This is a genomic window from Microvirga aerilata, from assembly GCF_016743775.1.
Taxonomy (GTDB): Bacteria; Pseudomonadota; Alphaproteobacteria; order Rhizobiales; family Beijerinckiaceae; genus Microvirga; species Microvirga aerilata.
Map to the genome: position 1 here is coordinate 33,792 of NZ_JAEQMY010000031.1, position 22,265 is coordinate 56,056.

General features: G+C 64.1%; 21 protein-coding genes. 11 read left to right on the plus strand and 10 right to left on the minus strand.

Annotated features, from left to right (window positions below):
* Nucleotides 1-9 precede the first annotated feature (9 nt).
* Genes JKG68_RS18585 through JKG68_RS18605 form a run of 5 tightly spaced genes read left to right on the plus strand, consistent with a single transcriptional unit; the run spans nucleotide 10 to nucleotide 4,226 of the window.
* Complete coding sequence (locus JKG68_RS18585) at nucleotides 10-609, plus strand: histidine phosphatase family protein (RefSeq protein ID WP_202062532.1); 600 nt, start codon at nucleotides 10-12, stop codon at nucleotides 607-609.
* Nucleotides 606-1,703, plus strand: coding sequence for a CgeB family protein (locus tag JKG68_RS18590; protein WP_202062534.1), 1,098 nt, complete (start codon nucleotides 606-608; stop codon nucleotides 1,701-1,703). Before JKG68_RS18585 ends, JKG68_RS18590 begins: the two co-directional genes overlap by 4 nt.
* A gap of 2 nt (nucleotides 1,704-1,705) precedes the next feature.
* Nucleotides 1,706-2,518, plus strand: a complete 813-nt coding sequence (locus tag JKG68_RS18595; protein WP_202062536.1) for a nucleotidyltransferase family protein — start codon at nucleotides 1,706-1,708, stop codon at nucleotides 2,516-2,518.
* 8 nt (nucleotides 2,519-2,526) lie between these two features.
* Complete coding sequence (locus JKG68_RS18600; RefSeq protein ID WP_202062538.1) at nucleotides 2,527-3,300, plus strand: TIGR04290 family methyltransferase; 774 nt, start codon at nucleotides 2,527-2,529, stop codon at nucleotides 3,298-3,300.
* The gene (locus tag JKG68_RS18605; RefSeq protein ID WP_202062540.1) at nucleotides 3,297-4,226 is read left to right on the plus strand and encodes a glycoside hydrolase 5 family protein; all 930 of its coding nucleotides are present in this window, start codon (nucleotides 3,297-3,299) and stop codon (nucleotides 4,224-4,226) included. Before JKG68_RS18600 ends, JKG68_RS18605 begins: the two co-directional genes overlap by 4 nt.
* 91 nt (nucleotides 4,227-4,317) lie before the next feature.
* Here the strand turns inward: JKG68_RS18605 and JKG68_RS18610 are convergent, their stop codons facing one another.
* The 7 genes from JKG68_RS18610 to JKG68_RS18640 all read right to left on the minus strand — a co-directional run bounded on the left by JKG68_RS18610 (nucleotide 4,318) and on the right by JKG68_RS18640 (nucleotide 12,294).
* Nucleotides 4,318-5,346, minus strand: a complete 1,029-nt coding sequence (locus JKG68_RS18610) for a Gfo/Idh/MocA family protein (RefSeq protein ID WP_202062542.1) — start codon at nucleotides 5,344-5,346, stop codon at nucleotides 4,318-4,320.
* The gene (locus tag JKG68_RS18615) at nucleotides 5,343-6,299 is read right to left on the minus strand and encodes an MDR/zinc-dependent alcohol dehydrogenase-like family protein (RefSeq protein ID WP_202062576.1); all 957 of its coding nucleotides are present in this window, start codon (nucleotides 6,297-6,299) and stop codon (nucleotides 5,343-5,345) included. The genes JKG68_RS18610 and JKG68_RS18615 overlap by 4 nt, the downstream gene beginning before the upstream one ends.
* 213 nt (nucleotides 6,300-6,512) lie before the next feature.
* Nucleotides 6,513-6,794, minus strand: a complete 282-nt coding sequence (locus JKG68_RS18620) for a DUF8829 domain-containing protein (RefSeq protein ID WP_202062544.1) — start codon at nucleotides 6,792-6,794, stop codon at nucleotides 6,513-6,515.
* Between the two features lie 114 nt (nucleotides 6,795-6,908).
* Entirely contained in the window at nucleotides 6,909-7,370 is a 462-nt protein-coding gene (locus JKG68_RS18625) for a hypothetical protein (protein ID WP_202062546.1), read from the minus strand.
* A 97-nt stretch (nucleotides 7,371-7,467) separates the two neighbouring features.
* Nucleotides 7,468-9,012: a SpoVR family protein gene (locus JKG68_RS18630; protein ID WP_202062547.1), complete on the minus strand. Its 1,545-nt coding sequence runs from the start codon at nucleotides 9,010-9,012 to the stop codon at nucleotides 7,468-7,470.
* Nucleotides 9,009-10,316, minus strand: coding sequence for a YeaH/YhbH family protein (locus JKG68_RS18635; RefSeq protein WP_202062549.1), 1,308 nt, complete (start codon nucleotides 10,314-10,316; stop codon nucleotides 9,009-9,011). Before JKG68_RS18635 ends, JKG68_RS18630 begins: the two co-directional genes overlap by 4 nt.
* A 31-nt stretch (nucleotides 10,317-10,347) precedes the next feature.
* Nucleotides 10,348-12,294, minus strand: a complete 1,947-nt coding sequence (locus JKG68_RS18640; protein WP_202062551.1) for a PrkA family serine protein kinase — start codon at nucleotides 12,292-12,294, stop codon at nucleotides 10,348-10,350.
* A 601-nt stretch (nucleotides 12,295-12,895) separates the two neighbouring features.
* Here JKG68_RS18640 and JKG68_RS18645 point away from each other — a divergent pair.
* Genes JKG68_RS18645 through JKG68_RS18655 form a run of 3 tightly spaced genes read left to right on the plus strand, consistent with a single transcriptional unit; the run spans nucleotide 12,896 to nucleotide 16,686 of the window.
* On the plus strand, nucleotides 12,896-13,960 hold the full coding sequence (locus tag JKG68_RS18645) for an NAD(P)-dependent alcohol dehydrogenase (RefSeq protein ID WP_202062553.1): 1,065 nt from the start codon (nucleotides 12,896-12,898) through the stop codon (nucleotides 13,958-13,960).
* A gap of 7 nt (nucleotides 13,961-13,967) precedes the next feature.
* Nucleotides 13,968-15,764: a hypothetical protein gene (locus JKG68_RS18650; RefSeq protein WP_202062555.1), complete on the plus strand. Its 1,797-nt coding sequence runs from the start codon at nucleotides 13,968-13,970 to the stop codon at nucleotides 15,762-15,764.
* A gap of 58 nt (nucleotides 15,765-15,822) precedes the next feature.
* On the plus strand, nucleotides 15,823-16,686 hold the full coding sequence (locus JKG68_RS18655; protein ID WP_202062557.1) for a YihY/virulence factor BrkB family protein: 864 nt from the start codon (nucleotides 15,823-15,825) through the stop codon (nucleotides 16,684-16,686).
* 61 nt (nucleotides 16,687-16,747) lie between these two features.
* Here the strand turns inward: JKG68_RS18655 and JKG68_RS18660 are convergent, their stop codons facing one another.
* Together JKG68_RS18660 and JKG68_RS18665 are read right to left on the minus strand one after the other, a co-directional pair.
* A complete protein-coding gene (locus tag JKG68_RS18660; protein WP_202062559.1) occupies nucleotides 16,748-18,463 on the minus strand; it encodes a catalase in 1,716 nt (571 codons plus the stop codon).
* A 202-nt stretch (nucleotides 18,464-18,665) separates the two neighbouring features.
* Entirely contained in the window at nucleotides 18,666-18,962 is a 297-nt protein-coding gene (locus tag JKG68_RS18665; RefSeq protein ID WP_202062561.1) for an HlyU family transcriptional regulator, read from the minus strand.
* A gap of 196 nt (nucleotides 18,963-19,158) precedes the next feature.
* Here JKG68_RS18665 and JKG68_RS18670 point away from each other — a divergent pair, with 196 nt between their 5' ends.
* The 3 genes from JKG68_RS18670 to JKG68_RS18680 all read left to right on the plus strand — a co-directional run bounded on the left by JKG68_RS18670 (nucleotide 19,159) and on the right by JKG68_RS18680 (nucleotide 20,912).
* Nucleotides 19,159-19,512, plus strand: a complete 354-nt coding sequence (locus tag JKG68_RS18670) for a DUF6152 family protein (RefSeq protein ID WP_202062563.1) — start codon at nucleotides 19,159-19,161, stop codon at nucleotides 19,510-19,512.
* Nucleotides 19,513-19,519: 7 nt separating this feature from the next.
* The gene (locus JKG68_RS18675; RefSeq protein WP_202062565.1) at nucleotides 19,520-19,987 is read left to right on the plus strand and encodes a DUF2214 domain-containing protein; all 468 of its coding nucleotides are present in this window, start codon (nucleotides 19,520-19,522) and stop codon (nucleotides 19,985-19,987) included.
* Nucleotides 19,988-20,063: 76 nt separating this feature from the next.
* Complete coding sequence (locus tag JKG68_RS18680) at nucleotides 20,064-20,912, plus strand: lytic transglycosylase domain-containing protein (RefSeq protein WP_202062568.1); 849 nt, start codon at nucleotides 20,064-20,066, stop codon at nucleotides 20,910-20,912.
* Between the two features lie 51 nt (nucleotides 20,913-20,963).
* On the opposite strand, the gene JKG68_RS18685 is transcribed toward JKG68_RS18680, so the two are convergent.
* Nucleotides 20,964-21,740: a CYTH domain-containing protein gene (locus tag JKG68_RS18685; RefSeq protein WP_202062570.1), complete on the minus strand. Its 777-nt coding sequence runs from the start codon at nucleotides 21,738-21,740 to the stop codon at nucleotides 20,964-20,966.
* Nucleotides 21,741-22,265: the final 525 nt, after the last annotated feature.

Consider the following 22,265-nt stretch of genomic DNA (forward strand, 5'->3'; position numbering starts at 1 on the left):
TGTGAGGGCGTGACCACCACGTTCTTTCTCGTGCGCCATGCAGCCCATGACCGGGTCGGCAGCGTCCTGTGCGGCCGCATGCCCGGCGTGACCCTGGGGGCTTTGGGGCAAGCCCAGGCCCAGGGCCTTGCCGGGCGCTTTGCCGACGAGAGCGTGGCCCACATCCGCACGAGCCCTCTCGAACGGGCCGTCGAGACCGCGGAGCCCATCGCGCTCCGCATCGGCCTTTCCCTCGAAATCTGTGACGACATCGCCGAGATCGATTTCGGTGCGTGGTCCGGCACGAGCTTCGAAGCATTGGCGCAGGATCCCCGGTGGGCCTCCTGGAACAACGCCCGCAGCACGAGCCGCCCGCCCTACGGGGAAACGATGCTGGAGGCGCAAACCCGCATCGTGGGCGCCATGGAGCGGCTGCGCGGGCGCTATCCGGGCCGTTCCGTCGTTCTCGTCAGCCACAGCGACGTCATCAAGGCCGCGCTTCTTTACCACCTCGGCATGCCGATCGATGCCTATGCCCGGTTCGAGGTGGAGCCCGCCTCCATCAGCACCCTCGTCGTCGGCGAGTGGGGCTCCAAGGTTCTGCGTTTGAACGAGGTGGTGGCCGCATGAAGATCGTCATATTCGGCCTCACGATCTCGTCGTCCTGGGGCAACGGCCACGCAACCCTCTGGCGAGGCCTGTGCCGGGCGCTTGCCAAGCGCGGACACAAGGTCGTCTTCTACGAGAAGGACGTGCCCTATTATGCCTCGAACCGGGACCTCTTCGAGATTCCGGGCGGCGACCTCATTCTCTACGATGACTGGACCAACATCCGGCATCGCGCCGAGACGGAGCTGGCCGACGCGGATGTGGCGATGGCCACATCCTATTGCCCGGACGGCATTGCCGCGAGCGATCTCCTGCTGAATGCGCCACGGGCGACCCGCGTCTTCTACGATCTCGACACGCCTGTCACCTTCGCGCGCCTCGATGCCGGTGAGCCCATCAGCTATATCGGCCCGCGCGGCCTTCGGGATTTCGATCTCGTTCTCAGCTACACGGGAGGCCGCGCCCTGGACAGGCTGCAGGCGGAACTTGGGGCAAGACGCACTGCACCGCTCTACGGGCACGTGGACCCGGACGTGCATCGCCCGGTCCAACCGGTCGAGCATTACGTCTCCGACCTGTCCTATCTCGGCACCTACGCCGAGGATCGCCAGGTTGCCCTGCAGCGCCTTTTCATCAGCCCCGCCGGCTTGCGGCCGGAGCAGCGCTTCCTGATCGGCGGCGCGCAATACCCCGACAGCTTTCCCTGGCAGCCGAACATCCACTTCGTGCGGCATCTGCCCCCGCCGGAGCATCCTGCCTTCTTCTCGTCGTCCCGCATCACGCTCAACATCACCAGGCACGCGATGGCCGAAATGGGCTGGTGCCCCTCCGGGCGCCTCTTCGAAGCGGCGGCCTGTGGTACGCCGATCCTGTCCGACACCTGGGAAGGTCTCGACCGCTTCCTCGAGCCGGGTCGGGAGATCCTGATCGCGCAAACGACCGAGGATGCCGTGGGCGCGCTCGACCTCACCGATGCGGAACTGCAGCGCATTGCGAGAGCCTGCCGCGAGAGGGTACTCGGGGAGCATACGTCGGAGCATAGGGCACGTGAGCTTGAGATATTGCTGGCAAGCTCCAGTTCCCTCCTGTCCTCAACCGCCATGATGGAGGCCTGACCATGTGGGGCATCATACCCGCCGCAGGGATCGGCAGCCGCATCCAGCCGCTGGCTTTCTCGAAGGAGCTGCTGCCGGTGGGGAGCCGCCTCGACAACGGCATCGAACGTCCCTGCGCGGTCAGCGAGTATCTGGTGGAGCGCATGATCCACGGAGGGGCCAGCAAGATCTGCTTCGTGATATCGCCGGGCAAATCCGACATCATGGAATATTACGGGGCAAGCTACGGCAGCGCCTCCATCGCCTATGTGGTTCAGCCGCGGGCCAGCGGATTGTGCGACGCCATTTTCCAGGCAGCCCCTTTGATCCCGGCCGACGAGAGCGTGATCGTCGGCTTGCCCGACACGGTCTGGTTTCCGGAAAGAGCCCTCGCGGAGCTGCCGGACAGCACGCTCTCGTTCCTGCTCTTTCCCGTCGACAACCCGCAGGTCTTCGATGCCGTCGTGCTGGATGACGGCATGCGGGTCCAGGAAATCCAGGTGAAGCGGGAGGACGCCTCCTCTCGCTGGATCTGGGGTGCCTTCAAGATGCCCGGGCACGTTCTGGAGGCGTTGCGCCAGCTCTGGTTGTCGCGCAATCGCGAGGACGAATATTTCGGCACCCTTGTGAACGCTTATCTGGCGCAAGGCGGCGAGGCCATCGGGGTCAAGGCGGGCGAGTCCTACGTGGATGTGGGAACCCTGCACGGCTACCGCTCGGCCATCGGACTCTTGAGCGAGGCGGCCCAGCACGACAACCTGACGGGCGCACGCGTCGCCCTCGGATGGCCGGCAGGCCGGCTGCCGCGCGAGCTTCATGATTTGAACAGGGAGTAGGCTCCACGATGAACGCTATCGATCCCATGCCGCCAGATGAGATCCGCCGGAAAGCCGAGGCGCTCGGCCCCTGGTTTCACAACATCGAACTGAAGGGCGGCGTCTGGACCGCGCCCAACCATTTCCTCGGCAACTACCCTGCGGTCAAGTGGCAGCAATTCGCCGATGCGATCCCGCAGGATCTCACCGGCAAGAGCGTGCTCGACATCGGCTGCAACGGCGGCTTCTACTCCATGGAGATGAAGAAGCGCGGTGCGGAGCGCGTGCTCGGCGTCGATTTCGACGACACCTATCTGGCACAGGCGCGCTTTGCCGCGCAGACGATGGGTTTCGACATCGAGTTCCGCAAGCTCTCGGTCTACGATCTCGGCCAGCTGGGAGAGCGCTTCGACGTGGTGCTCTTCATGGGCGTGCTCTATCACCTGCGCCACCCGCTTCTGGCCCTCGACCTCATCCATGAGCATGTGGCGGGGGACGTTCTCGTGTTCCAGTCGATGCAGCGCGGGTCGACCGAGACCATGCCGGTCGAGGAGAACTACACCTTCTGGCAGACGGATCACTTCGACGATCCGCGCTATCCGAAGATGCACTTCATCGAGCATCGCTATGCGGATGATCCGACGAACTGGTGGGCGCCCAATTCCGCCTGCGTGGAAGCCATGCTCCGCAGCGCCGGATTCGAGATCGTCCAGCATCCTGAAACCGAAGTTTACATCTGCCGCCGTGTCGATGCCCCGTCTGGCGCGGGCGCCGTCTATCCGGCCCAAGGGAGAACCCGATGATCGAAGCCGCAATGATCTGGAACGAGCCGAACAACAAGTCCCACTGGGACCCGGAGATCGATCCGGACTGGAAGCTCTTTTCCGAAATGGTGATTGCTGCGGGCCGAGCGATCAAGGCCGAGAATCCTACCCTGCCGCGCGTGCTGGGCGGCATCTCCCCCATCGATCCCGGCTTCATCAAGAAGCTGGAAGCGCACGGCGCCCTCGCCGAGCTGGATGTGGTGGCTGTCCACGGCTTCCCGCTCGACTGGAACCTGTGGCAGATCCACGACTGGCCTGCGAAGATCGACGAGATCCGGGCCGTGACCGACAAGCCTATCTGGGTGAGCGAGGTCGGCATCTCGACCTTCGGCGCCGAGGAGGTTCAGGTGTGGGGTCTCAACCGCACGGCGGAACTGCTCATCGGCAAGGTGCCGAGGATCCACTGGTACAGCCTCTACGACCTTCCCCGCGCCTGGGAAGCCACGACCCGGCACCGGGAGGCTGAAGGTTCGTCCTATTACCGCCATTTCTACATGGGCCTCCTGCGCGAGGACGGCACGCCCAAGCCCTCACTTGAGGAATATGCGAAATACGCCTCCCAGATGGGCCTGTGCCAATGGTTCCACTACGAGGATCACCGCCTCGACGATGCGGTCGCATGGATGAAGCGGCTCGGCGTGAAATACCTGCGCACGGGCCTGTCCTGGGCAGACAGCTTCCGCCCGAACGCGCTGGATTGGTTCGACCGCCAGATGGAAGCGCTGGCCGATTTCGACGTGACGGTGACGTTCTGCTTCACGCCGGAGCATCGCGGGATCGCGCCGCATCACACCAGCGCCCCGCAGGTGAAGGAGGAGTTCGCCGAGTTCTGCGCCAGCATGATCCGGCGTTATGCGCCTCACACGGCAACCGCTCAGCCCAGCAAGGTTCTGGAAGTTTTGTAAGGCGGCTCTGAACGTTCAAAGCCCTCATAATAAAGGCGGCTGAACCCGGTTCAGCCGCCTTTCTTCTTTCCGTGGTTCAGCACGCAAGAATTTATCGGCCGTAGATCCTGTCCAGCACGCGGGCCACATCCACGAGTTGCTCCGAGGCGGGATCGAACCGCGCCCCTGCGGCCAGGCGGGACGCCCAGTCGGCGGCGGCCCGGCCGCCCCACTCGTCGGGGGGCATCGCCAACGTCTCGCGCGCCGTGCCGCGATAGCGTTCCGCGGTGAAATCGTAGAACGAGCCGTTCACGTTGCGCAGGCTCACGCCGCCCTGCGTTCCATAGAAGGTTGCGGAGATCATGGCATCGCATCCCGCCTGCAGACGCCAGGAGCAGGCCAGCTGCACCGCCGCTCCCGTGTCCAGCTCCACGGTGGCCACCGCATAGTCCTCGACCTGCGAGGCGTGATTCTTCAGCGGTGCGCCGCCCGCAAAGAGCTTGCTCGATACGCCGGCGATGCCCGGGTTGTTCAGTGTCCATAGGGCGAGGTCGACCAGATGCACGCCTAGGTCCATCACGCAGCCGCCGCCGGAGAGCGCGGGATCGTAGAACCAGGGCTTGTCGGGCCCATAGGCATTGTGGAAGACGAGATCCACCGCATAGATCTGCCCCAGCTCCCCTGAGGCGACGACCTCGCGGATGCGGCGCATGCCTTCGGTGAAGCGGTAGGAGAGATCCACCCCCAGCAGCCGGTCGGCCTTGTGCGCCGCGTCGACAACCGCCCGCACCTCCGCCTCCGTCCGGCCGAGCGGCTTCTGGCAGAATACGGCGACGCCGCGTTCGAGGGCCCGGATCGATTGCTCCGCATGCATGGCGCTCGGCGTGGCGATCACCACCCCGTCGACGCCCGTATCGAGGATCTCGTCCAGGGTGGAGACCAGCCTTGCGTCGGGTGCGAGCTTGCCGGCCTCCGCCGCCATCTCCGCCGATGGATCGGCAATGGCCGCCACATCGACGGCTCCGGTGCCCAGGATCGCCTGCATGCGGTGCCGGCCGATCCAGCCGACGCCCAGAAAGCCAAGACGCGGGCGCGCGAGCGATGCTTCGGGTTTCGTCTTGAGGAGAGCCTGTTGCATCATCCGTAGGTCACCAGAGCTTTGAGGAACCCGTCGGGCCGGTCGCGGGTGGCGTCGAGCGCTTCGCCCAGACGGTCCAGAGGGTAGGTGTGCGTGTAAAGGAAGCCGGGATCGAGACGACCCGACGCGATGGCATCCACCGCCTCGCGAACGCCCTGCATGTAGACCGCTGGGTCCCGCTCATGGGCGTTGATCACATCGATGCCGCGCCAGTTCCACAGCCACATATTTACCTGCCGCGGCCCGTCCTGGTGGTATCCGGCCACGATCAGCTTGCCGCGCTCACGGGTGAGCTCGCCGGCCAGATCCAGCGGCCATTGCTTGCCCACGGCCTCGATCACGCGGTCGCAGAAGGTGCCGCCGGTGAGCGCCTTCACCTGCTCGATGATGGCGTGGTGATCCTCCATGGGGATCGTCTCCGCCGCGCCCATGCGGCGGGCGAGATCCAGCGAGAAGGGACGCCGCGAAATCGCGATTACGCGCGCACCCGCGTCGGTGGCGAGCTTGGTCAGAATGGCGCCGAGAAAGCCGATGCCGATGATCGCGACAGTCTGGCCGGCCTCGATCCCGCTGCGGCGAAAGATGTTCATGGCACAGCCGAGCGGCTCGCCCGGGAAGGGTTGGCCCGCCAGCGCGTCCGGCAGCCGAACCACCGACGTGACCTCGGCCAGATCGTATTCCGCATAGGACTTGTAGGACAGCGCAGCGACCCTGTCGCCGACCGACAGGCCCTCGACGCCTTCGCCAACCGCGTCCACGACGCCCCAGGCCTCATGCCCGAGGGAGCCCGGCTCCGTGGGGTACTGCATCCATTCGGGACCGGCCCAAGGCGTGAGGTTCGAAGCGCACACGCCGCAGCCCTCCAAGCGCAGGCGCACCTGGCCTTGGCCCGGTTCGGGACGGGCAACCTCGCTGATGCGGATCTGTCCTGGTCCGGTGAGAACGGCGGCCCTCATGGTCGGGGCCGCAACGCTCTTCTCACCTGCGGCTGCATCGCCATCGTTCGTGGTGGCGGAAGCGGAATTGTCGCTGCTCAAGCCGTTTTCGTTCAGCAAGTCTTTGTCTCCACCTTGATGCCCGAGCAATTAGAGACAGGGGAGGAGACTTCAAGGCTTGGCCGTTTGCGTTGACGAGCCCGACGGAAACCGATGCGGCCGATCCTGACAACGCTACTTGGGAGCGTTCTCCGCCGCGTAGCCCGTGCGTGCCGCACTGCCGGGCTCCACCCCCTTCTCGGCGCACCAGCGGGCGAAAGCCTCAGGTTCGATCATGACGCGGACGATCTTGAGGCCCGCCTGCCGTCCGACACTCTCGTTGTTCTCCGCAGCGGCCAGCCACTGGTCGTAGGTTGGCGCAAGATTGTGCCGATCGCTCATCATCTCGCGAAGGCGGGAATAATCCTCGCGGCGGTACCACGGCAACCCGATCCTGCGAGCCGGCGTCTCTGACATTCGGAAATCCTCATGCTTCGTTCGAATGTCATATATGCGGCGATCGCCGGCTGACAGGTGTCTCGTCGAGCCCTCTCCCTTAAAGGCGGGAGAGGGCTCGATCCTGAAAGGCGTTCAGCCCAGCAGGTACAACACGCCAGGCACCGCTGTGAGCAGCCCGGCGGATGCAAAGAGCAGGAGACGATGGTCTGGATTGGCGAGACGATGAACTTTGCGGGCCGTGGAGCCTGCTTCCATGCTCCAGCCGTTCATGCACGAGCAGAGGAGGCGGTGCGATGCCCGCTCGGACAGGTCGAAGAACTCCATGGCATCCCCGAGCGTGTCGCCCTTCAGGCCAGCCGCGCGAAGAACGGGATCCTCGAACGCAACGGTGATCGGGGATTCATCGGATCGCAGTTCCGGACGTTTCTCCACCGGGACGAACTCGATTTCGCCCAGGGATCTCAGGCGCCGTTTCGGCTGCCGCTCCAACACTTCGGCCCAGCGCTCGAGGCGCTCATGCCGTGACAGGAAACCTTGGTTGAACTCATGCACTTCAGCGACGCTACGCAGCTTCTCTACAGGCTTGTGTTCCATAGGTATTCTCCTGCAAGGGAGCCGACCTTCACCAAGGCCGAGCCCAGGGAAACCTATGATCGCGCGAGTCCCAGGCTTTTTTGCGTCAGCCGGACCGTCAGAACAGCGTTTCGTGGGGGTGAGCCACATGCTCCTGGAAGATCGCTCCCGTGGCCGGCTCCACCTCCTTGAGCACGACGGCGTATCCCCAAAGGTTGGCCACCATCTGCAACACCCGCTGAGCATCGTCCTTATGAAGCAGGGTGCGATTGAGAACATGATGATGCAGGATCAGGCGTCGGTCCCCGGCAAGATCGACATCGATGACCTGAATGTCGGGGTCGCTCCAGCCGACGTCGTAATGGCGCGACAGCGAACGACGAAGACGGCGGTAGCCGCGCTCATCGTGGATCGCCTCGATCTTGAGCTCCGGCCGGTCCGGATCGTCGACCAGATGGAACATGCGCCATTGCCGGATCAGATGCGGACTCAAATATTGCGAGATGAAGCTCTCATCCCGGTAGTTCGCCCACACGTCGCGCAGCACCCCCATGGCATCGCCTCGTCCGGCGATATCGGGGAACCAGTCGCGGTCCTCGTCCGTCGGGACGGTGCAGATGCGCTCGATATCTTGCATCATGCCGAAGCCGAGCGCGTAGGGGTTGATGCCGCCGTAATGCGGGTCGTCGAATTCCGGCTGCCGGGTCACGTTGGTGTGGGACTGAAGGAATTCGAGAAAGGCGCCGTCGCTGATCTGCCCCGTCTCGTGCAGGCGGGTCATGATGCGGTAGTGAGTGTAGGTGGCGCAGCCCTCGTTCATCACCTTGGTCTGGCGCTGAGGATAGAAGTACTGCGCGATCTGGCGCACGATGCGCAGGATCTCGCGCTGCCACGGCTGCAGGCGCGGCGCGGATTTTTCCAGGAAGTACAGGATGTTTTCCTGCGGCAGCTCCAGAAGCGCTCGGCGGCGTTCGTCGCTCAAGGCCGGCTTGGCGGACGCTCCCTTGGTGGGCACCGTTCGCCAGAGATCGTTGAAGGTCTGCTCCTGGTGAAGATGGCGCTCACGCTCCCGGCGCTCCTCCGAGCGCAGGTCGGGCTTCTTCTTGCGCGGATAGCGGTGGACGCCGTGGGACATGAGAGCATGGGCCGCATCGAGAACCCTCTCGACGGCGGCATGTCCGTAGCGTTCCTCGCAGCGCGTGATGTAGCCCTTGGCGAAGTCGAGATAATCCAGGATCCCGTCCGCGTCGGTCCACTCCTTGAAAAGATAGTTGTTCTTGAAGAAGTGGTTGTGCCCGAAAGCCGCGTGGGCGATCACGAGGGTCTGCATCGTCGCCGTGTTCTCCTCCATGATGTAGGAGATGCACGGGTTCGAGTTGATGACGATTTCATAGGCGAGCCCCATCAGCCCTTGGCGGTAGCTCGATTCATGCATCGCAAAGCGCTTGCCGAAGGACCAGTGCTTGTAGAACAGGGGCATGCCGATCGACGCATAGGCGTCGAGCATCTGCTCGGCTGTGATCACCTCGATCTGGTTGGGATAGACGTCGAGCCCGAGCTCTCCCACGCCGATGGCTTCGACTGCATCGAAGATGCGCTGGATCGTGCCGAAATCCCAGTCGGCGCCATGGAACAGCAGGCTGTCACGCTCGATCAGGCTCATGGCGCCCTTGCTCCTGCCTCCGCGTCGCGCCGGCGGAAGAGTTCACGGAAAACGGGATAGATCTCGCGCCTGTGATTGACCTTGCGCATGGCGAGATTGGCGCTCTGCCCCTGCAGGGTCTCATAGGTCTGCCACAGGGAGGTCTTGTGGTTGATGAAGCCCGTCTGCATCCGGTCGCTGTCGCTGCCGACCTCGAGATAGGCGTAATACTGGCAGACCGGCAGGATCTCGTCCCTCAGCAGGGTCGCGCTGGTGCTGCCGTCGTTGGGGGAATTGTCGCCGTCGGAGGCCTGCGCCGCATAGATATTCCAGCTGTCGGGGGAATACCGCTCGGCGACGATCCGCTGCATTTCCCGCAGCGCCGACGACACCACGGTTCCGCCGGTCTCCGGGCTGTTGAAGAAGGTCTCCTCGTCCACCTCCTTGGCCTCATGGGTGTGCCGGATGAAGACGATCTCCACATGCTTGTAGCGCCGGGTCAGGAAGATGTAGAGCAGCATGTAGAAGCGCTTGGCGAGATCCTTCATGTGCTCGGTCATGGAGCCCGACACATCCATCAGGCAGAACATCACCGCCTGCGCGACGGGCTTCGACACGGGCTCGAAGCGGCGATAGCGCAGGTCGATGGGGTCGATATAGGGGAAGCGCTTGGTGCGAAGCTGCAGCTCCTCCAGCTCCCGCCGCAGCTCGGCCAGGCGCTCGGGCGAGCCGTTCTCCTGCTCAAGGAGCGCGATCTCCTCCTGCAGGCGCAGCAGTTCCGCGGGCTTTGGCCGGCGCATGGCAATGCGCCGGGACAGGGAGTTTCGCATGGAGCGCAGCAGCGCCAAGTTGACGGGCGACCCCGTGACCGTATAGCCCGCGCGCCGCACCCCTTGCGTTTCAACCGTCGCGACGCGCCGTTTGGCGAGATCGGGAAGCTCGAGATCGTCGAGAAAGAGATCGAGGAATTCGTCGCGGGTCAGGACGAAGCGGAAATCGTCCGCACCCTCGCCATTGTCGCCGCCGCCGGAGCCGCCGCCTCCGCCGCCCGGCGGCCTGTCGACCGTATCGCCCTCCACGAAGCGCTTGTTCCCGGGAAGAATGTGATCGTGCACGCCTCCCTCGCCCGAGCGGCGGAAGCTGGGCTCGCGAACCCCGTCGGCCGGGATCGAGACCTCTCCTCCTCTCTCGAGATCGGTGATGTCCCGATCACCGGCGGTCTGGCGTACGGCTCGCTGGATCTGCGCCTTGGCGCGGCGAATGAAACGCTGACGATTGGCTAGACTCTTGCCCCCTGGGTTGAGGCGCCGGTCGATGATGTACATAGGAACGCCTAAACTGCCTCCATTATCCCCGTCAGCCCGCCTGCTTCACGCGCATGTACCATTCCACGAGACGCCGGACCTGGCGCTCGGTGTAACCACGCTCCATCATCCGCTGCACGAACTCCCCGTGCTTCTTCTCGGTCTCGCCGTCCTTCTTCGAGCCGAAGCTGATGACGGGCAGGAGTTCCTCGACCTGCGAGAACATCCTGCGCTCGATGACGTCGCGGATCTTCTCGTAGCTCGTCCAGGAGGGATTGCGTCCGTTGTTGCCGGCGCGCGCCCTGAGGGAGAACTTGACGACCTCGTTGCGGAAATCCTTCGGGTTGGCGATGCCTGCCGGCTTCTCGATCTTGGTCAGCTCCTGGTTCAGGAGCTCCCGGTTCAGAAGCTGGCCCGTATCGGGATCCTTGAAGTCCTGATCCTCGATCCATGCATCCGCGTAGGAAACGTAGCGGTCGAAAAGGTTCTGGCCGTAGTCGTGATAGGATTCCAGGTAAGCCTTCTGGATCTCGTGCCCGATGAAGTCCGCATAGCGGGGCGCAAGCTCCGCCTTGATGAACTCCAAATAGCGCCGCTCCACGTCCTGAGGCAGCTGCTCCCGCCTCAAGGATTGTTCGAGTACGTACATGAGGTGCACCGGATCGGCCGCAACCTCGATCGTGTCGTGGTTGAAGGTTGCGGACAGAACCTTGAAGGCGAAGCGAGTGGAGATCCCGTCCATTCCTTCGTCGACCCCGGCCGAGTCCTTGTACTCCTGGAGGCTGCGCGCCCGTGGATCGACCTCGCGCAGGCTCTCGCCGTCGTAGACGCGCATTTTCGAGTAGAAATTCGAATTCTCGTGCGCCCGCAGGCGCGACAGAACCGAGAACCGGGCCAGCATCTCCAGCGTGGCGGGCGCGCAGGGAGCGCCTGCCAGCTCCGAGCTCCGGATCAGCTTCTCGTAGATCTTCTGCTCCTCCGTGACCCGCAGGCAGTACGGCACCTTGATCACGTAGATGCGGTCGATAAAGGCCTCGTTGTTCTTGTTGGCCCGGAAGGTCTGCCATTCCGCCTCGTTGGAGTGGGCCAGAATGATGCCTGTGAACGGAATGGAGCCGATATTCTCCGTCCCCACATAGTTCCCCTCCTGCGTTGCCGTCAGAAGAGGGTGGAGCATCTTGATCGGCGCCTTGAACATCTCGACGAATTCGAGAACGCCCTGGTTGGCGCGGTTGAGGCCGCCCGAATAGCTGTAGGCGTCGGGATCGGCCTGGGACAGCGTCTCGAGCTTGCGGATATCAACCTTGCCGACAAGGGACGAGATGTCCTGGTTGTTCTCGTCGCCGGGCTCCGTCTTGGCAATACCGATCTGCCGCATGCGGGACGGATTGAGCTTCACCACCCGGAAGCGGGAGATGTCGCCCTTGAACTCGTCGAGCCGCTTGATGGCCCAGGGGCTTAGAAGATTGGTCAGGCGCCGGCGTGGAATGCCGTAGCGCTCCTCCAGCATAGGTCCCATCTGCTCCGGGTCGAAGAGCCCGAGCGGGCTTTCGAAAACCGGGCTGATTTCGTCGCCCGCTTTCAGCACATAGATGGGGTTGACCTCCATTAGGGCCTTCAGGCGCTCGGCCAGGGAGGATTTGCCGCCGCCCACGGGGCCCAGCAGGTAGAGGATCTGCTTGCGCTCCTCCAATCCCTGCGCGGCATGGCGGAAGAAGCTCACGATCATCTCGATCGTTTCTTCCATGCCGTAGAATTCGGAGAAAGCCGGATAAACCCGGATCGTGCGGTTCATGAAGATGCGGCCGAGGCGTGCGTCCTTGGACGTGTCGACGAACTGCGGCTCGCCGATCGCTGCCAGGATGCGCTCAGGGGCGCTCGCATACATCATGGGATCGTTGCGGCACCCTTCCAGGTACTCCGCGAGAGACATCTCCGCCTCCCGGCGGGTCTCGTAGGACTTTAGGAAACTCGAGAACAGGTCGTCGGAATGAAGCATGGCGCCACCGAAATCCAATCCCTCTCAGAGACAACTATTGTGCACCGCTAAGGTTGCCCAGACCATGCGATACGATGATGCGGTCAAGTGATGCGGCACGTTCCTTTCGTCATGGCGGAGGATCGGCAAGTCGCGATCGGCTCGGCTCTTTTCAGCAGCCCTGTGCGACTTGTGAAGTTTGCCCGCCCTTGCCCCTCTAGCCTCGCGGATTGCGGTCGCAACGGCAAGTTAAAGTTTGCAACAGAGGCTCGATATCCCCTGTGCCGCATTGCCGCCCGGAGGATCATGCAGCCCCACCTCGGCAGCCGCATGGCCTCATATGACAGTTAGATCTCCGCCCCCCGGAAAACCAGCAGCCGCCGGTCAATTGAACGTGACCCGGCATGGATCGGCAGGCCCCTTTTTGCGCCGCATCATCGGGGTTGATCGAGAGGAGCCCCGCCCCATCATCTAGTGGGCACGACTTCCTCTGAACGAACCCTGAACCGTTGCGTTGCCGCTGGGCCATTCCAGCCTGTCATCCTGACTCCGAGCCCTCTGGGACCGGCCAGACCGGGATGGGACCTGCCGCAATTGCTTATCGAACTTGGAGAATCCGCCCGTGATCAAAGCTTTCGGCTACGCCGCCCAGGACGCGACCACCCCTCTTGCACCCTTCAGCTTCGAGCGCCGGGAGCCCGGCGAGCGGGATGTTCAGATCGACATTCTCTATTGCGGGGTCTGCCATTCCGATCTGCACACGGTCCGCGGCGAATGGGGTGGCACTCTCTTCCCGTCTCTGCCAGGCCATGAGATCGTCGGCCGCGTGACCCGCGTCGGCGGGGGCGTACAGAAGTTCAAGGTCGGCGATCTCGTCGGCGTCGGCTGCATGGTCGACTCCTGCCGCACCTGCAGCAGCTGCCGCGAGGGCCTGGAGCAGTACTGCGAAGTCGGCTTCACCGGCACCTACAACGGTCCCGAGCAGGGCACCGGCGCCAACACCTATGGCGGCTATTCCGACAACATCGTCGTCGACGAGAGCTTCGTGCTGCGGGTGCCGGACGGAATGGACCTGGCCGCCGCCGCGCCTCTGCTCTGCGCCGGCATCACCACCTTTTCGCCCTTGCGCCGCTGGCGGGTGCAGGCCGGACAGAAGGTGGGCGTCGTCGGCCTCGGAGGCCTCGGGCACATGGCCGTCAAGATCGCGCGCGCCATGGGGGCGCATGTGGTGCTGTTCACCACGTCGCCCAACAAGCGGGAGGACGCAATAGCCCTCGGCGCCCACGAAGTGGTCGTGTCGAAGGACAAGGAAGCCATGAAGTTGCACCGGAACAGCTTCGACTTCATCCTCGACACCGTTGCGGCTCCGCACGATCTCGACAGCTACCTCGTGCTTCTTGCCCGCGACGGCGCCATGGTGCTCGTGGGGGCTCCGGCCGAGCCGCATCCGGCCACGACGGTCTTCAACCTGATCATGAAGCGCCGCCAGCTCGCCGGCTCCCTGATCGGCGGGATCGCCGAAACGCAGGAGATGCTCGATTTCTGTGCCGAGCACGGGATCACCGCCGAGATCGAGATGATCCCGATCCAGCAGATCAACGAGGCCTACGAGCGCATGCTCAAGAGCGACGTCAAATACCGGTTCGTCATCGATATGGCCTCGCTGAAGCAGGAGGCTGCGGCGTAGCCCGACCATGCTCGTCTACGGCGATGTGGAACGGGTCGAGACGGTCGGGGCCAAGCAGGCCTTCATCCGGGCGGCCCTGTCGGAGGCCAAACAGCTGCCGCCGGGCATCCGGCGGCACGAAGCCCTGGTGGGCGCCTTCATCGCAACGGGCGAACTCGTCCAGAGCCTCATAGACGCCGAGTTCCAGGAACGCGGCTTCGATGCGCGCTCGCCCCTTCACGACACCGGGATGGAGTGCCTTTGCGTCCTGGCCGATGCCATCGCGCAGTCGTGGCGGAACGAAGCGGGGGCGGCGTCGCTGCCCCTGAGGTTCTTCGACAAGCTCCTTGGCTTCGAGCCATCCCGCGCCATCCGGACGAAGCAGGCGGAGGGCTATGCCTTTTACGCCCTCTACCCGGAAAGCTACATCGAGGCCGCGAAAGCCTCGGGGCTGGGCGCCGACACCCAGGTGATCGGCATCCGCAGCATCGGCGCGGGCCTCAGCGCCCTCGTTGCGGCGGCCATCGGAGCCCCGCCTCCTTTCACCGTTCGCCCCGTGGGCCATCCCTTCGAGCGTGAGATCAAGGTCGACCCGGCCCTGACGGCGGAGCTGGCGGCGCGCAGGGGGAGCCCATTCGCCGTCGTGGACGAAGGCCCCGGCCTCTCGGGCAGTTCGTTCGGAGCGGCCGCCGACTGGCTGGAGAGCGCCGGCATCCCGCGGGAGCAGATCCACTTCTTTCCCAGCCATGCCGGCGGGCTCGGCCCCCAGGCCAGCGGCCGGCACCGGGAGCGCTGGAACACCGCCCCGCGCCATCTCGTCTCCATGGACGATCTCCTTTTCCGCAGGCGACCCCCGCACACGCTCGCCGCGTGGGTGGAGGATGTCGTCGGCCCGCTGGAAGGGCCGCTCGAGGAGCTTTCAGGCGGCGCCTGGCGAGCCCGGCGCTACCGGGACGAGGGAAGCTGGCCTCCTGCCAACGTTCAGCAGGAGCGCAGGAAATACTTGGCCCGTGCGGGGGGCGCGTCATGGCTCGTCAAGTTTGCAGGCCTCGGCGAGACCGGCTCGAGAAAGCTCCGGCAAGCTCTGCAGCTTCACGAGGCGGGCTTCACGCCCGAGGTCGCAGGTTTGCGCCACGGCTTCCTCATCGAACGCTGGCAGGAGGATGCCCCTGCCCTCGACCAGGCTTCTTTCGGCCGTGACCATCTTGTCGCTCAGGCAGGAGCCTACCTGGCCTTTCGCGCGCGGCATTTTCCGGCGGCGGACCGCCACGGAGCCGATTTGGACAGCCTTCGCCGCATGGCGATCTACAACACCGGGCAGGCCCTCGGAGCCGAGGCCGCAGCCGACCTGGAGCGTCGTTTAAGCTCCGCAAGCGCTCTCGAGGGAGAAGTTCGTCGGGTGTGCACCGACGGGCGGATGCACCCTTGGGAGTGGCTGGTTTCCGGCAGCCGGCTCATCAAGACGGATGCCCTGGATCACAGCGCCGCTCACGATCTCATCGGGCACCAGGACATCGGTTGGGACATCGCGGGAGCGGCGGTCGAGCTTGATCTTTCGCACGGCGAGGTTTCACGCCTCTGCGGCATCGTTCAACAGGAGGGCGGCCATCCCGTCTCCCCCGATCTCCTCGCCTTCCTGATCCCCTGCTATCTGGCGTTTCAGATGGGCGCTCATGCCATGGGAGCAGACGCGCTCGGCGAGGGGCCGGAGGCGGTTCGCCTTCGCCAAGCGGCGGTCCGGTACGGCAATCGCCTGAGGGCGCTCGAAAGCCGGGACGGCCTGCTCGGCATAGCGCAGGAACAAGACGAAGCAGCCGCCAGTTAAAAGCCAAGTCAACACACTTGCAGTTGCCGGGCACACGCCTGGCAGGATCGGTTCTTGCATGTTTTCCGAGACAGGGCGGCTCTTGAAGGTGGCCTTCACAGGCTGGTGGAATGACCGCGCCATGAGCCTTGGCGCCTCCATCGCCTTCTTCACCGTATTTTCCCTCGCCCCCATGCTGCTCGCGGCCATTGCGGTTGCGGGGCTGGCCTTCGGCCGGGAGGCGGCGCAGGGTGCCATCGTGGCCGAACTCGGCGGCATGATCGGCAACAACGAGGCCTCATTCCTCGAAACCATGATCGCCAGTGCCGGCAATGTGGGGTCCGGCCTCATCGGCACTGCGGTCGGGGTCGTGACGTTTCTGCTGCTTGTCACCGGCGCCGTCGTCGAACTCCAGGACGATCTGAACATCATCTGGAAAGCCAAGCCGCCTGCGAGCTACGGTGTGATGGACTTCATCAAGACGCGGCTGATCAGCTTTGCGCTGGTGCTGGGGATTGGCTTCCTGCTGCTCGTGTCCCTGGTCATCGATACGGGGCTGACGGCCCTCGGGTCGTACCTGGAGGCGAACTTCTCGGGCGCCACGGTTCTGCTTCGTTTCCTCAACAGTCTCGTCTCCTTCATCGTCGCCACGCTTCTGTTCGCGATGATGTTCAAGATCCTGCCAGCGGTCGACATCCAATGGAGCGACGTCTGGACGGGCTCCCTCGTCACGGCCCTCCTGTTCACCGTGGGCAAGTTCCTGATCGGGTACTATCTCGGCAAGAGCAATGTCGCGTCGAGCTACGGGGCTGCCGCGTCGATCATCACGATTCTGCTTTGGATCTACTACTCGTCCCTGATCCTGCTCTTCGGCGCTGAGTTCACGAAAGCCTATGCCGAGAGCCAGGGCAGCCGAAGGGGCCGCAAGCCTCCTCAGCCATGACGAAAAACGGGCCAGGAATTCCTGACCCGCTCATCTTCAATCGACAGCGACGGCGCCTGGCCTACTCGGCAGCCTCCTTGGTGGCCGGAGTGGTGGGTACATCGCGCATGCCGCCTAGGACCTCCTCGGCCGAGGCCTTGTAGTTCTTCACGGAACTCGTCCACTGGCCCCAGACGGTCGGGTCGATCTTGTCGCCGTTGTTGCCGAGGTTCTGCAGCCGGCGCTTGTCCTCGTCGGTCAGCACCTGCTTCGGAAGCGGCTGGAGGTGGCGCACGTCGTCGGCGGTGATGCCGATCGCCTGCCCCACCCGGCTGCCGTAATCGTCATGCACCAGCAGCAGGTGCCACACCATGCGCTCCTGCACGTCGCGCTCGCATTGGCCGAGCAATGTTCCCATGTTGAGAACGAGGTCGTCGCGCTCCCAGTCCATCATGGTGCAGTAGCGGCCGCGCGCCTGAACATAATCGTTGCGGCGCTCGATCACGCTGCGGGTCAGCCGCCCGCGGATCTCGGGCTGGTTGTGCGGCTCCTCCCGCGGCGATTCATGCAGGCCGTTGTGGATGGACGGCTCGAAGTTCACATGCGGGTTCTGCCCCGGCGCCAGATCGCGGCGGAAGGACATCTGCCCCCCGTTCAGGTTCGTGGACACCTTGGCGTTCTTCGCTTGGTTGACCGGCAGCTGCAGGTAGTTCGTGCCGACGCGGTAGCGCTGGGTGTCGGAATAGGAGAAGGTCCGACCGACCAGCATCTTGTCCTCGGAGAAGTCGAGCCCGTCCACGAGCACGCCGGTGCCCATGGCGATCTGCTCGTTCTCGTTGAAGTGGTCCTCCACATTCCGGTTGAGCGTCATGACGCCCACGTGCCTCAAGGGGAAATCCTTCTCCGGCCAGATCTTGGTATCGTCGAGCGGATCCCAATCCAGCTCGGGATGGTCGTGATCCTCCATGATCTGGACATACATGTCCCACTGCGGGTGCTCGCCCCGCTCGATGGCCTCGTAGAGGTCCTTGGAGGCGGAGCCGAGATCCTGGCCCTGCACCTTGGCCGCTTCTTCCGCCGTCAGGCTGGCAAGGCCGCAGCGGGGGTGGAAATGATACTTCACCAGCACCGTGTCGCCCTGGGCGTTGACCATCCTGTAGGTGTTGACGCCGAAGCCTTCCATGTGCCGGTAGCTCGCCGGGATCCCGCGCGGGCTGAACAGGTGCGTCAGCATGTGCATGGACTCGGGCGTTTGGCTCATGAAGTCGAAGATGCGGTTCGGCTCCTGGCGGAACGTGATCGGATCGGGCTTCAGGGAGTGGATGACATCCGGGAACTTGATGGCGTCGCGGATGAAGAAGACGGCGAGGTTGTTGCCCACGAGGTCCCAGTTGCCGTCTTCCGTGTAGAATTTCACCGCAAAGCCGCGCGGGTCGCGGGCAGCCTCGGACGAGTCGCGTCCCCCGATCACGGTGGAGAAGCGGATGGCGAGCGGCGTCCTCTTGCCGGCCTCCTGGAACAGCTTGGCGCGGGTGTATTTCGATGCGGGCTCGTCGCCGATCTTGCCCGTGACCTCGAGCTCGCCGTAGCACACGAACCCGCGGGCATGGACGACCCGCTCGGGGATGCGCTCACGGTCGAAATGGGTGATCTTCTCGAGGAACTGGTAGTTCTCCAGCGTCGCCGGGCCACGGCTGCCAACGGTGCGCTGGGACTGGTTGTTGGTGATCGGATGTCCCTGCCGGTTCGTCAGGACCTGATCCGAAGTGCCCGACGGTGCTTTGGGGTTTTTGTCCATGGCTATCTCCCTTGATTTGCCGGCCACAGCTCGATTGTTCGGAGCCAAACATCCGACGCAGGCAATGGTTTTGCGGTCTCATGCGGATGCGGCGAATGGGAATACCTGATGCAGGGAGCCTGAAAGGAAATAGACGCGGCCGAAGATGAAGCATCCGGGACGCAGGTGCCCTTTCACAGGAAACGTCGCGAAACCTTGGCCCTCAGGCGAAGACCCGGTCGCCCTGCTCGTCGATGATCTGCTTGCCCTTGGCAATCGCGAAGGCTGCCGCATCGTCCTTGCTGGGATGGGTTTCGGCACGCACGAAGCGATGCTCCTTCATGCCTGCTTCGAAATCCTTCTCGATGACGCCCGCGGTCTGGTACCCTCCCTTGGCGGAATAGGGCGCAGGCCGGATGCGAAAGCCCTTGTACTCGACGGCGTCGGCGGCAGGCTCCTCCCGCCCGCTTGCGCCGCCGCCCGTGAGACGGGTCCAGAAGTCCTTGAAGAGTGATGCCATCGCTGCAACTGAACGGATGTTTGATTCGCTACGGTGCAGCATAGCCCGAGACGCCGCGGCAGAGCCACCTCCCGCTATCTTCCATCCCGATCCACCGCGTCCACGCTGCCGCTGGGCTTAAATGCCTTGACGGCAGGACGCCCGCGGCCAAGTCTAGCAGCCAGGGGCGGCTTCGAGCGATATGGGGTTTACGGCCATGAGGTATCCTTTGTTCGGCTTATGCCTGTTCGGCGCCCTCCTGACCGGAGGCCTGGCCTTCGCCCATCATGGCTGGGGCAGTTACGATGCCGCAAGGCTCGTGTCCATGACGAGCGCCGTCCAGCAGGTTCAGTGGGAGAACCCGCACGTGACCCTCGTCGTGAGCCATGAGAGCAAGAATTGGGATGCTGTGCTGGCGCCTCCTTTCCGGATGAGCGCCCGGGGCCTGCAGCCCGAGATGATCAGGCCCGGCACGTCCGTGACGCTGGAAGGCTATCCGTCGACCAGAGCGGATGCGGAGATGAGGGCGGAGCGCATCATCGTCGGCGGCAAGACCTACGAGCTGCGCTAGGCCCACCATGTATCTCGATCTGCTTGCGGCCCTGGAGGGCTCCTGGGTCGGCCATGCGGGGCGCCACTCGGCCTGGCTCTACACCACGGCAAACCTGCTGCACGTGCTCGGAGCCGCCTTCGTGGTCGGAGGGATCGCGGTCTTCGACCTGAAGGTGCTGGCGGAGCGCGGCAAGCATGCGTGGCAGGTCGGGCGCTATGCCATTCCGCTCGCCGGCGCCGGACTGGCGCTCCAGATCCCCACCGGGGTCCTCCTCCTTGCCGTAGAGGCCCGTGCTCTCGGGGTGAACCCGGCCTTTTACCTCAAGCTTGCCTTCATCGCCCTGGGGCTCGTCAATGTGGCGCTGTTCCATGCCCGGTTCAGCGCAAGCTTGCGCGCCGGCTCTCTTGCGCCGGAAGCGCGCGGCTACGCCCTCATTTCGCTGGTCGCCTGGATCGTTGCGCTCTTGGCGGGGCGAATGATCGCCTATCTTTAAGGAAAGACGAAGCCACCCCAGGCCGCCGTGCGCAGGCGCGGCAGCATCGTTTCAACCCATTCTCATGAGGTCTTCCATGCGCGCCCGGCTGGCGCTTTGCGGGCTCTTCCTTTGCTGCGGCCCGGCCTGGGCCAATCCAGGCGGATCGACGGAAACGGTCGAGCAGGCCATGTGCCGCCTGATCGAAGGCGCCGCGCGGGCCCAGCAGATCCCCCAGGATCTGCTCACCCGGCTGATCTGGCAGGAAAGCTCATTCCGCCCCCGCGCGGTCAGCCCGGCGGGAGCGCAGGGGATCGCCCAGTTCATGCCCGGAACGGCCAGGGAGCGAGGGCTGACCGATCCTTTCGACCCCGAGCAGGCCATTCCCAAGGCCGCCGAGTTCATCGCCCATCTTGCGGAGCAGTTCGGCAACCTCGGTCTTGCGGCCGCCGCCTATAACGGCGGCCCGGCGCGGGTGTCATCGTGGCTTGCGGGCCAGGGGGGACTGCCCGCCGAGACCCGCAACTATGTGGTTGTCGTGACGGGCCGGTCGGCGGAGGAATGGGCTGCGGACGCAAAGGAGCGGAAGAAGGCCGAGGACCAGGATGCCGCCGCCGCGGAACAGCAGACCTGCCGGCAGATCGTCGCAACCCTGCGCCTGCCCGGTCGTCGCGATACCATCGAGGCTCCGTTCGCACCCTGGGGCGTTCAGCTGGCTGGAAATTTCTCGAAGGACAGGGCCCTGGGGGCCTTCAGGCGCGCGAGCCGGGCCTATGCCTCGCTGCTGAAAGACGCGCGTCCCATGATCATCGGAACGAGGCTGCGCTATCGCGGCACACGAACCTTCTACCGCGTCCGTGCGCCTGCCGAGACGCGGCAGGCTGCGGAGCAGCTGTGCCGAAGCATCCGGACGGCCGGGGGCAGCTGCATCGTGCTGCCGAGCTGACAGCAAAAGGCCTGCATCGACGATCAAACCGCGGTGCAGGCCTGCTGCGGGTTAGCGGCGCTGCGGCCGGAGGGAACGGGCCAGCTCGCGGATGACATTGTCCTCGATGTTGAGGTTCAGATCGTTGTCATCCTCGGAACCCTCCTCATCGTCCGGAGCCGGCGTCGCCGGCCTGGACAGAACGGCCCCTTGAGGAGGCGTGCCCCTTTCGGCGGCAGGCGCCTGAGCGGCAGCGTTGCGCTGGCCTGCCGCGGGCTCCGCAGCATTGCGCGCCGGCGCGTGGGCAGTGTAGCCCCGCGGGGTTGCATAACGGTTCTCGAGGGTATCAAGCAGGCTGTTGAGCGCAGCGTTCGACATCGGGACGTCGGGAGCCTGAGGGGCTCCGTCCAGCGCGATGGAACGGTTCTGGTAGGTAACCTCCGTGGTCACATCCGGGCCGAACCAGGCGAGAGGCCGGAAATCCCTGGCTTCGTCTTCGCTCTCGAACAGGACGGAGATCATGTCCAGAGGACCGGGCGTCACGTAGCGGGTAATCTGGATGTCGCGCGTTCCGACCGTCAGATGGGTGAGCAGGTAGTCGAGCTTGCCGGGGGTCACGTCGAGCAGAGCCTCGGCATGCGCGCGCGGAACTTCGGTGCGCTCCTCGACCAGCCCGCCGGAGCCCGGCTGGATCAGCACGAGACTGCCCTTGTCGCCTTCGACAACCACGTAGGAACTGCGGTCGGCCTGATTGGGGAAGTGGCCTTCCGTGACACGATTGCCTCCTCTTTCCTTGCGGATCAGACGCGCAAGGGACGAAGCAATGAGATAACGTCTGGAAGTAACCATATCGAGTTCTCTACTATTAACGGACCGTTACTTACCAGCTCTGTAGAACTAGCGGCATATCTTATCAATAGAACGAAATTGCAAATCCTACCGATGAGGTAACCAGCCTCGGTTTGACACGCAACAACGTTTGCAAGTGTGAAGGCTCGAGTTCGTAAGCACCGGTTCTCTGAAAGCCTATGATGGCGTTCCCATGGCAAAGTTCAATGGATTGTGACAAAAGCTTCCAGAGTTTTGCCAATAAAGTTAATTTGTGGAAGCCATCTCGTTCCGCGCCTCCTCCCACCCGAAAAGCCCTCGCGCACGTCTCACCGGCACATGACGATGGGATCCGGGCAGGGCGGCGTCCCTCCAACGAAACCGCAGCCTCCCGGGCGCTGAAAAAAGAGCCTCGGCATCTTTCGCGGATGCCGAGGCTCCTGTCATTCCGTCAGCAGCGAGAAGCCGCTTACTCGCTCGACTTCGTCTTGGGCACGTAGGGGCCGTTGCCGTCGAAGGTGTAGGCGGTCTTCACCGTGGTGTAGA

Excerpts from the sequence above, each read along its gene's own strand:
- JKG68_RS18590 (WP_202062534.1), top strand. The coding sequence starts at position 606 with ATGAAGATCGTCATATTCGGCCTCACGATCTCGTCGTCCTGGGGCAAC.
- JKG68_RS18595 (WP_202062536.1), top strand. The coding sequence starts at position 1,706 with ATGTGGGGCATCATACCCGCCGCAGGGATCGGCAGCCGCATCCAGCCG.
- JKG68_RS18600 (WP_202062538.1), top strand. The coding sequence starts at position 2,527 with ATGAACGCTATCGATCCCATGCCGCCAGATGAGATCCGCCGGAAAGCC.
- JKG68_RS18605 (WP_202062540.1), top strand. The coding sequence starts at position 3,297 with ATGATCGAAGCCGCAATGATCTGGAACGAGCCGAACAACAAGTCCCAC.
- JKG68_RS18610 (WP_202062542.1), bottom strand. The coding sequence starts at position 5,346 with ATGATGCAACAGGCTCTCCTCAAGACGAAACCCGAAGCATCGCTCGCG.
- JKG68_RS18615 (WP_202062576.1), bottom strand. The coding sequence starts at position 6,299 with ATGAGGGCCGCCGTTCTCACCGGACCAGGACAGATCCGCATCAGCGAG.
- JKG68_RS18620 (WP_202062544.1), bottom strand. The coding sequence starts at position 6,794 with ATGTCAGAGACGCCGGCTCGCAGGATCGGGTTGCCGTGGTACCGCCGC.
- JKG68_RS18625 (WP_202062546.1), bottom strand. The coding sequence starts at position 7,370 with ATGGAACACAAGCCTGTAGAGAAGCTGCGTAGCGTCGCTGAAGTGCAT.
- JKG68_RS18630 (WP_202062547.1), bottom strand. The coding sequence starts at position 9,012 with ATGAGCCTGATCGAGCGTGACAGCCTGCTGTTCCATGGCGCCGACTGG.
- JKG68_RS18635 (WP_202062549.1), bottom strand. The coding sequence starts at position 10,316 with ATGTACATCATCGACCGGCGCCTCAACCCAGGGGGCAAGAGTCTAGCC.
- JKG68_RS18640 (WP_202062551.1), bottom strand. The coding sequence starts at position 12,294 with ATGCTTCATTCCGACGACCTGTTCTCGAGTTTCCTAAAGTCCTACGAG.
- JKG68_RS18650 (WP_202062555.1), top strand. The coding sequence starts at position 13,968 with ATGCTCGTCTACGGCGATGTGGAACGGGTCGAGACGGTCGGGGCCAAG.
- JKG68_RS18655 (WP_202062557.1), top strand. The coding sequence starts at position 15,823 with ATGTTTTCCGAGACAGGGCGGCTCTTGAAGGTGGCCTTCACAGGCTGG.
- JKG68_RS18660 (WP_202062559.1), bottom strand. The coding sequence starts at position 18,463 with ATGGACAAAAACCCCAAAGCACCGTCGGGCACTTCGGATCAGGTCCTG.
- JKG68_RS18665 (WP_202062561.1), bottom strand. The coding sequence starts at position 18,962 with ATGGCATCACTCTTCAAGGACTTCTGGACCCGTCTCACGGGCGGCGGC.
- JKG68_RS18670 (WP_202062563.1), top strand. The coding sequence starts at position 19,159 with ATGAGGTATCCTTTGTTCGGCTTATGCCTGTTCGGCGCCCTCCTGACC.
- JKG68_RS18675 (WP_202062565.1), top strand. The coding sequence starts at position 19,520 with ATGTATCTCGATCTGCTTGCGGCCCTGGAGGGCTCCTGGGTCGGCCAT.
- JKG68_RS18680 (WP_202062568.1), top strand. The coding sequence starts at position 20,064 with ATGCGCGCCCGGCTGGCGCTTTGCGGGCTCTTCCTTTGCTGCGGCCCG.
- JKG68_RS18685 (WP_202062570.1), bottom strand. The coding sequence starts at position 21,740 with ATGGTTACTTCCAGACGTTATCTCATTGCTTCGTCCCTTGCGCGTCTG.